Source organism: Pedobacter sp., assembly GCF_041662865.1.
GTDB lineage: Bacteria > Bacteroidota > Bacteroidia > Sphingobacteriales > Sphingobacteriaceae > Pedobacter.
Genome location: NZ_JBAZRL010000037.1, coordinates 24,948 through 34,137 on the forward strand (window position 1 = coordinate 24,948; position 9,190 = coordinate 34,137).

Below are 9,190 nucleotides of genomic sequence, written 5' to 3' on the forward strand. Positions count from 1 at the left end.
AATTGTCAAATTGACAGTAACCTATTGATGGCATTACAATTGATAATATATTTGTATATAAATTTAAAAATAAGTTATGGCTTTAGAAATAACAGATGCAAACTTCGAGGAGCTTGTATTAAAATCAGACAAACCAGTGTTGGTAGATTTTTGGGCAGAATGGTGTGGCCCATGTCGTATGGTTGGTCCAATTGTAGATGAAATTGGAAAAGAATACGAAGGAAAAGCATTAGTTGGAAAAGTGAATGTTGATAATAACCCTCAAATTTCAACGCAATTTGGCATACGCAATATCCCTGCTTTATTGTTCTTTAAAAATGGTGAAGTTGTTGATAAACAAGTTGGTGCAGTTCCAAAATCAGTATTAGCTGGTAAATTAGATAAGCAATTATAAGCTTCTCATTTTGCGAAATACAATCTTAAATAGTAGTTTTTAAGAGAATATATATATTTAAATCCGATCTCATTGAGTTCGGATTTTTTATTATAAATAATTTTTTGTTCTTTTAAGTAAATCCCATTTTATGAAAATAATTAAATTGCCATTATTAAGCCTACTTTCAGTAAGCTTTTTATTTAGTTGTGTAAATGAAACGAATGTTTCGGCACAAAATTCAGTTGAAAAAGGAAAGCCTTCTGCAGATTATAAACCTGCATTTGAAGGTCAAACTAGAATAAAAGCAATTAAAACGGCAACACCACTTACAGTATCGGTCATTAATAAAAAGCTAGAAAATCCTTGGGGAATTTCAGTAATGCCAGATGGAAGATTTTTTATCACTCAAAAAAGTGGTACAATGGTTATTTTATTAGCAAATGGAACATTGTCTAAAACAATTACTGCACTTCCTAAAGTAGATGATTCTGGACAAGGAGGACTTTTAGACGTAACCTTAGCACCAGATTTTGCAAAAAGTAGAATGGTGTACTGGGCTTATTCTGAGCCGCAAAGTAAAGGAGTTTTATTAGCTATTGCGAAAGGAAAATTATCTGCTAACGAAACTACACTAGAGAATCAAACAATCATTTATAGAGCAACACCAGCTCATACTGGCAAACTTCAATACGGCTCAAGAATAGTTTTTGATAAAAATGGAAACTTATTTGTAAGTACAGGAGAACGCTCCGATAAACAAATTAGAGTACAAGCACAATATTTAAATTCTTCTTTGGGGAAAATCCTTCATTTAACACCACAAGGGAAAGCAGTACCGAATGGCCCTTTTGCAGGTAAGGCTGATGCTAGACCAGAAATTTATTCTTATGGGCATCGTAATCCTGATGGGTTGGCAATTAATCCACAAACAGGCGATTTATGGGAAGCTGAATTTGGTCCAAAAGGTGGTGATGAAATTAATTTAATAAAACCTGGCAAAAATTACGGTTGGCCAATTATCACTTACGGAACAGAGTATAGTGGTCAAAAAGTAGGAGATGGTATTCAGCAAAAAGCTGGAATGGAACAGCCTGTTTATTATTGGAATCCGGTTATTTCTCCTGGAAGCATTGCATTTTACAATAGCAACCACATTGCTGAGTGGAAAGGAAATTTATTTGTTGGCGCTTTAAGTGGCTCACATATTATTCGTTTAGTACTTAAAAACAATAAAGTAGTTGGCGAAGAAAGATTGTTAGAAGATAAAGGTGAGCGTTTTAGAGATTTAGTAGAAGGGAAAGACGGAGCTTTATATGCGGTAACTGATGGTGGTAATTTGTATAAAATAACAAAAAAGTAATCGATCTATTATAGTTCGCTTATATCAGAGTTTATAAAACTATCAAGTGCTTAAAAAACCTATCAAAATTCTTGATAGGTTTTTTTGTATGCTATCATTTTTTTCTTAATCCTTAGGCTCCCATAATTCAACTTTGTTTCCTTCTGCATCAAGAATGTGTACAAATTTGCCGTAATCATAAGTTTCGATAGTGTCAACTATCGTTACTCCCTCTTTTTTTAATTCTTCAACTAGAAGTTCTAAATTTTCAACTCTGTAATTAATCATGAACTCTCTAGTTGAAGGTTCAAAGTATTTTGTTTTTTCAGAAAATGGTGTCCATTGTGTTTGTGCTTTCTTTGTACTGTCTGAGCCTTCAACCACTCAAATGCCTGTTACTTTTTTCATTCTTATATGTTTATTTTGTGATAGTATACTTTTAAATGCGAAGCCAGAACAAAATGCAATAGCTGTAATTAGGATTATAAAAATCGCTTTTTTCATAGGTTATAAAATAATATTGTCTAACCGACGTGATAAATTTAGTAAAATTTCGGTAGGTGGAGATGCCAGCAGATAAAATTTTAATATTGATTACCAGCTACAAACTTCACGATACATTTAATCGAAATAACCACATATAGTAATCCATAATTTATTAGTTTTACCTAATGCAGCAAATCAATTATCAAAGCGAGGGAAGTTTGGGCAATTTAGAACTTTTAGCCAGACAAGTGGTTGAAGGTTTTATAACTGGATTGCATAAAAGCCCTTTTCACGGATTTTCGGTTGAGTTTGCTGAGCATCGCTTGTATAATACTGGAGATAGCGTAAAAAACATAGATTGGAAACTATTTGCCAAAACAGATAAGCTTTTTAGTAAGCGTTATGAGGAAGAAACCAATTTACGTTGTCAGTTTGTAATTGATACCTCTTCGTCAATGTATTTTCCCAATAATCAGTATAATAAATTGACTTTTTCAGTGCAAAGTACAGCTGCATTAATTTATTTATTGAAGAAACAACGAGATGCTTTTGGTTTAAGCTTATTTACAGACCAATTGAGTTTAAATACACAGGCTAAATCAACGGGTACACATCAAAAGTATTTATTTTCACAATTGGAGCAGGTTTTGCAAGCGCCAAAAATGAATGTACAAACTAATTTAGCTTTAGCATTGCATCAAATTGCGGAGCTAATTCACAAACGTTCATTGGTAATTGTGTTTAGCGATATGCTACATACAGTGCATGATGAAGATAAAATATCGGCTTTATTTTCTTCTTTGCAACACCTGAAATTTAATAAGCATGAGGTTGTTATTTTTAATGTTACCGATAAAAATAAGGAAGTTGATTTCGATTTTGCTAATCGCCCACATCAATTTATTGACATGGAAACGGGTGCAACTTTAAAAGTTCATACTTCTAAAGTTAAAGATGCCTATTTAGAACAAATGAGCACTTATCGTCAAAAGCTAACATTGAAATGTGCTCAATATAAAATTGATATGATTGACGCAGATATCAATGCAGGTTTTAATCAGGTATTGCAAGCATATTTAATTAAGCGACAAAAAATGGCGTAATGTAGCTCACGGTATGATTAGTTCATTTGTCATCCTGAGCTTGAAGAAATGATATGTAAACAAAAAACCTTCCTGTATTTTTCAATAAAGGAAGGTTCAGATAAGGGTAACCGGAAAACTAAAAAACTATTGATGAGTTTTATTAGATAACAAAACGGAAATCGCTTCTGATGTTTTGTTACTCAAAGATGCCGTTCAATTATGAAGATTTTATGAAGTTTGTAGTGTATTGAATACCATTTAGTTAACTTCTAATTAATTGGGAATTCTACTGTAACAGTAGTTCCTTTGCCTTTTTCGGACTGAATAAAAATGTTTAGTTGATGAAATTTTGCGATGCTATTTACAATAGCTAAACCTAATCCAAATCCATCTTCATTATCACTATTTTCTCTTTCAAATCGTTTAAACGCATTGGCCACATTCTCTTTTTCCATTCCCATTCCACTATCTTCAATGGTTAGGATATATTTTGCAAGCGTTAATTCATCATGTATAGTTATTGAACCCTTATTTACATTATACTTTATAGCATTATTAAGAATATTAATTAATAAAGTATGAATTAGCGCCTGATTTCCTATGAAGGTAAAATGCTCTTTAATTTCATTTCTATAAATAATTTGTTTGTCTATAATGCGATCTTCTAAATCTTCATAAATATCAATTAACTCTTGTTGAATTGAGACTTGATCTTTTTTTAGGTATTGTTCATTTTCTACCTTAGAGATTAATAACAAACTATTGATGATTACTTTTAAGCGATTTAACGTTTTTAAAGAAGCTAAAATTTTATTTTCATGCTCAACAGGCAAATTTTCTGCAGCTAAAATATTTTCTAATCGACCACTTAGAATAGAAATTGGAGTGAGCAATTCATGAGAAACGTTGGCAATAAACTGTTTTTCTAGCAAAAATAAATTTGCAATTTTTCGCATGAGCGAATTAATGCTATTGTCTAATATTTTAAAATCTGTCGTATTAGTTGGAATGTTTTCATAATTATAGGAAGTAGGATCATTTACCTTGTTTAGCTTTTGATCTATAATTTTATAGAATGGTTTTAAAATAAGATTGGTAAAAGCATAATCGGTAAGTAGCGTAACCAACAAGGATCCAATTAATACAATTAGCATGTAAAACCTAATAGTAGTCTTTACAGATTCCATAGCCGTCATGGCTTCACCTAATTCCAATTTATAGCGTTTATTATTGTATTCGAATTGATCATTAAGAATTCGGTAAATTTCTATATCTCCCTCAATTTCGCGTCGTTCTGTAGTAAAGAATATGCTTGTATCAATTTTTCCAACACTTGGAATTGCATTTAGAACAATGAATTCATCTTTTAAAATGTTGTAATCTGTAAATGAATGTCGATTTCTTAGTAAGCTATCAATTTCACTATCGCTCAAATTCTCAATTACTTTTAACCTTTTTTTAGTAAGACGACCATCTAAATGATGAAAGGAAATGGTTTCTAAAGAGAGCAAAATAATTGCTCCTAACACCAAAATCACCGCTATTTTGGTGATGGCATTGTATAAAGCAAATTTCGCTTGCAGTTTCATTGGTTAATAATTAATTCGATAACCAATGCTGCGAACAGTTTCAAACCAGTCGGTTTTGGTGCATTGCGTTAATTTTTTTCGTAGATTTTTTACATGTACATCTACAAAATTAGAATCAGAGTTTACCTCTAAAATATCTCCCCAAACGTGTTCAGTTAAACTTATTCGAGAAACTACTCTATTTTTATTTAATACGAGATAATTAAAAATTTCATATTCTTTTTTAGTTAAAGGAACTCTTTCGTCTTGAAATGTAACGGTACGATTTTGAATATCTAGCAAAAAATCATGAATTTTAACTTCATTCTTTTCCAATTTATGTTTGCGACGAATAATTGCATGCATTCGGGCAAGTAATTCATTTAATGAAAAAGGTTTTGCTAAATAATCATCTGCGCCGCTATCTAGACCTTTAATACGGTCATCAACTGCGCTTCTAGCCGTTAAAATAATTACTGCATCATCGCGATTTTTTAAGTTTTTCAACTGCTTAAGTACTTCGAAACCATCGCCATCTGGCAAACCTAAATCTAGGAGAATGAAATCGTAATTATTAACGAAAATCTTTTCTTCGGCAGATGATTTTTTCCAAGCATGCTCAACAATATATCCTTCTCTACTTAAGAATTCATCCATTTCAAGCGCCAAGCCTTTTTCATCTTCAACTATTAATACGTTCATTAGTTCAATTGTTAATTAAGATCACAAACTGAATTTATGTTTTTTAAGATGATGTTACAAGCCGTTTGGATTTCATCTTTGGTAATAATTAGAGGTGGAGCAATACGCATAGAATTACTGCAATGTAAAAACCAATCGGTAATAATTCCATCTTCAATGCAACCATCAATAATTTTTTTATTGGTCTCATAACTATCAAATTCGACAGCTAACATCAGTCCTTTTCCTCTAATTCCTACAATAGAAGGATGTTTTAGCAATGATTTAAATAATTCTCCTTTTTGTTCCACTTCAGTTATTAAATCTTCTATCAGTATAGTTTCTAAGGTGGCTAATCCAGCTGCGCAACTTACAGGATGCCCTCCAAAAGTAGTAAGGTGTCCTAAAACTGGATTATTTGTAAATACCGTCATTATTTGTGAAGAACTGATGAAGGCACCAATCGGCATTCCGCCACCAATACCTTTTGCCAATAATAAAATATCCGGAACAACATCAAAATGTTCAAAACCAAACATCTTTCCTGTACGACCAAATCCACATTGAATTTCATCAAAAACTAAAAGCGTTCCAGTTTCATTGCATTTTTTTCGTAAGGCTTTTATATAATTTGAATCTGGAATTCTAATACCTGCTTCGCCCTGCATGGTTTCTATAAAAACTGCGGCAGTTTTAGTGGTTATTTTTTCTAAATCAGGTAAATGATTAAACTCTATAAACAGAATATCAGGTAATAACGGACGATAGGCTTGCTTAAACTCTTCATTGCCCATTAAACTTAAAGCGCCTTGTGTACTACCGTGATAACTATTTTTGCAGGCTATTAATTCTGTCCGATTGGTATATCTTTTTGCCAATTTCATTGCCCCTTCAACGGCTTCGGCTCCTGAATTTACAAAGTAAGTGCAGTTTAAACTTTCTGGCAAAACCGATGCTAAGGTTTTTGCGAAATCAACTTGTGGGCTTTGCACAAACTCACCATATACCATTAAATGCATATACGTTTCTGCTTGTTTTTTTACTGCTTCCACAACTGTGGGATGGCAATGCCCAACATTACTAACGCCAATACCAGCAATTAAATCCATGTATTTTTTACCAGATTGGTCATACATGTACATACCTTTTGCTTTTACAAATTCTAACAAAAGTGGAGTTTCAGAGGTTTGAGCATTATGTTTTAAAAATAACTGACGTTGTGTTTGCATGGTGCAAATTAAGCTTTTTTGAAATCTTAATTATTTTATCCGAGCAGAATAATGTAAAATAAAAAATCCCATACGTTAATACATACGGGATTTTCTAAAAATTAATTAATTATTATTGTTTTGGCTGACCGCTTCTAAAACGGTTAAGTAATTCTTTTTTGAATGCTTCTTGCGCTCTATAAAACTTTCCTACAATTTTAATGGGTAAATTTAATTTAAACTTATTATAGTATTTTTTCTCTATGTTAAGTTCTCTTTGTTTAAAATCAAAGTCATTTACAATTAGTGTTTGAATTTGAACATCTGTTAAATCTTCAATCTCTTTGATTTTTCTAAAACTTATCATTTTTTGCATCCGTTCTTTCCGCAATGCATTTTGTTCTCTAGTAAAATCGTTGTAAATAGGCCAAAATACTTTAGCTTCATCTGCAGAGAGATCAAGTTTTGTAGTTAGCCAGGTTATTTTGTAAGCTTCCATTTTTTCATCGCCCATTCTTGGCCCTTGTGCAAAAGCTAAACCTGGTAATAAAATAAATAGTGCAATAATTAAGTTTTTCATCTCTAAATTTTATAAGTTATTCGATAAATCACTTGATGAGAAATGATTTAAAATATAGTTTTCCATTTCTGTATCTGAGGCAGAAACTGTAGTAGGCGCTTGGCTTTCTTGTATATGATCAATAATTACGCTTTCATCAATATCATATAATAGTTGCTCGTTAGCTAATTCTGCTGTATTATTTTCTTTTAATGTGTTTTGCTGATTAAAATATAAACCTGATGCAGTTAGCAAAATAAAGCAAGCAGCAGAAGCATATTTAATAAAATCTGTCTGCCACAGGCGAACAACTTTTGTTTTTTGAACTTTGCCTGAAGTTTTACTTAAAATATCAGCATTTAGTTTGTCAAAATAATTAACGGGGGTTTTAAATCCATCGGTTTTAACTAAGGCATTTAATTGATCTACGGCAATACGGCTTTCTATTTGAGTACCTAAATCTTCAAAATAATTTTGAGGGACCGTAAAACCTTGATTTTCTTTTTGCATTAATCCATCTACAAAAACAGACTGATTAATACGTGTTGTTAAATCGTTGAAATAGTTATCTGGCGCACTATATGGTGTAGTTCTTGGCAAACTCGCTAAGTGCGAAGCCTCCATTTCCCATTCCATATTTTCATCTTTTTTATTCATGATATAACTATTGATAGATTTTAATGTAAAAGGTTTAATACTTAATCTTCATTTAGTAAAATACTTTCAATTTTTTTAACTGCAATATGAAATGAAGCTTTTAAAGCACCTACACTTGTGCCTAAAACCTCAGAAATTTCATCATATTTCATATCGTCGAAATACTTCATGTTAAAAATTATTCGCTGTTTTTCTGGTAAGGTTAAAATTGCTTCTTGAAGTTTGCGTTGTGCTTTATCACCATCAAAGTAAGAGGAAGCAGTAAGGCTTTCGGCCAATTCACCACTTACATCATCTAATGAAATATTATTCTTCAGTTTTTTCTTATTCAAGAAAGTGATGGATTCGTTAGTAGCAATTCTATAAATCCAGGTATAAAGCTGTGAGTCGCTTCTGAAATTGGCCAGATTTTTCCAGACCTTAACAAAGGTTTCTTGAACTAAATCATCAGTATCATCGTGATCGATTACCAATCTACGAATGTGCCAATATATTTTTTGTTGATATTTAGATAAAAGCAAGTTGAAGGCTTCATTTCGTGTTTTTTCTACACTAAATTTTTGTAATATTTCGGCATCTTCAACTTGCTTCATCTATTTTTATGCTTTTCTTTTCATTACTTTTTGCACAGCCGCTACAATATCAGATGGATCTAATTTGTATTTAGTCATTAACTGATCTGGTGTAGCACTTTCGCCAAAACTATCATTTACTGCCACAAATTCTTGTGGTGCCAAATATTCAGTAGTTAACAAACGAGCAACACTTTCTCCTAAACCTCCAAATTTATTGTGCTCTTCGCAAGTTACAATACAACCTGTTTTTTTAACAGATTTAAGAATTGCAGCATCATCTAAAGGTTTAATTGTGTGGATATTTATAATCTCAGCATCAATTCCTAAATCTGCTAATTTTTCTCCAGCTTCAATTGCTCTCCAAACCATGTGGCCAGTTGCAACAATAGTTACATCTTTTCCTTCATTTACCATCCAAGCCTTACCAATTTCAAATTTTTGATCTTCTGGTGTAAACACAGGAATAACTGGACGACCAAAACGTAAGTAAACTGGCCCTTCATAGTCCATAATGGCAAGTGTTGCTGCTTTGGTTTGGTTATAATCGCAAGGATTGATAACAACCATGCCTGGCAACATTTTCATTAAACCTATATCTTCTAAAATTTGGTTAGTAGCCCCATCTTCTCCAAGTGTTAAACCTTCGTGTGATGCAC

General features: G+C 32.2%; 11 protein-coding genes. 3 read left to right on the forward strand and 8 right to left on the reverse strand.

Annotated elements, in window-relative coordinates:
• Positions 1-76: 76 nt before the first annotated feature.
• Both trxA and WC622_RS12220 read left to right on the forward strand, forming a co-directional pair.
• Positions 77-394, forward strand: a complete 318-nt coding sequence (gene trxA / locus WC622_RS12215) for a thioredoxin (RefSeq protein ID WP_131555611.1) — start codon at positions 77-79, stop codon at positions 392-394.
• A 130-nt stretch (positions 395-524) separates the two neighbouring features.
• Positions 525-1,736, forward strand: a complete 1,212-nt coding sequence (locus WC622_RS12220; protein WP_372819979.1) for a PQQ-dependent sugar dehydrogenase — start codon at positions 525-527, stop codon at positions 1,734-1,736.
• A gap of 105 nt (positions 1,737-1,841) precedes the next feature.
• Here WC622_RS12220 and WC622_RS12225 read toward each other — a convergent pair whose 3' ends face one another.
• Entirely contained in the window at positions 1,842-2,099 is a 258-nt protein-coding gene (locus WC622_RS12225; RefSeq protein WP_372819980.1) for a VOC family protein, read from the reverse strand.
• Positions 2,100-2,386: 287 nt separating this feature from the next.
• Between WC622_RS12225 and WC622_RS12230 the strand changes: the two genes are divergently transcribed.
• On the forward strand, positions 2,387-3,304 hold the full coding sequence (locus tag WC622_RS12230; RefSeq protein ID WP_372819981.1) for a DUF58 domain-containing protein: 918 nt from the start codon (positions 2,387-2,389) through the stop codon (positions 3,302-3,304).
• 251 nt (positions 3,305-3,555) lie between these two features.
• On the opposite strand, the gene WC622_RS12235 is transcribed toward WC622_RS12230, so the two are convergent.
• From WC622_RS12235 to WC622_RS12265, 7 genes are all read right to left on the reverse strand, one after another.
• Positions 3,556-4,875: a sensor histidine kinase gene (locus WC622_RS12235; protein WP_372819982.1), complete on the reverse strand. Its 1,320-nt coding sequence runs from the start codon at positions 4,873-4,875 to the stop codon at positions 3,556-3,558.
• A gap of 3 nt (positions 4,876-4,878) precedes the next feature.
• Positions 4,879-5,556 (reverse strand): response regulator transcription factor, encoded by a 678-nt coding sequence (locus tag WC622_RS12240; RefSeq protein WP_372819983.1) that lies wholly within the window; start codon positions 5,554-5,556, stop codon positions 4,879-4,881.
• 11 nt (positions 5,557-5,567) lie between these two features.
• Positions 5,568-6,764: an aspartate aminotransferase family protein gene (locus WC622_RS12245; RefSeq protein ID WP_372819984.1), complete on the reverse strand. Its 1,197-nt coding sequence runs from the start codon at positions 6,762-6,764 to the stop codon at positions 5,568-5,570.
• 112 nt (positions 6,765-6,876) lie between these two features.
• Positions 6,877-7,323: a hypothetical protein gene (locus WC622_RS12250; protein WP_372819985.1), complete on the reverse strand. Its 447-nt coding sequence runs from the start codon at positions 7,321-7,323 to the stop codon at positions 6,877-6,879.
• 9 nt (positions 7,324-7,332) lie between these two features.
• Positions 7,333-7,959, reverse strand: a complete 627-nt coding sequence (locus WC622_RS12255; protein WP_372819986.1) for a hypothetical protein — start codon at positions 7,957-7,959, stop codon at positions 7,333-7,335.
• Between the two features lie 41 nt (positions 7,960-8,000).
• Complete coding sequence (locus tag WC622_RS12260) at positions 8,001-8,552, reverse strand: RNA polymerase sigma factor (RefSeq protein WP_372819987.1); 552 nt, start codon at positions 8,550-8,552, stop codon at positions 8,001-8,003.
• 6 nt (positions 8,553-8,558) lie between these two features.
• A partial coding sequence (locus WC622_RS12265) for a transketolase family protein (protein ID WP_372819988.1) occupies positions 8,559-9,190 on the reverse strand: 632 nt, incomplete at its 5' end.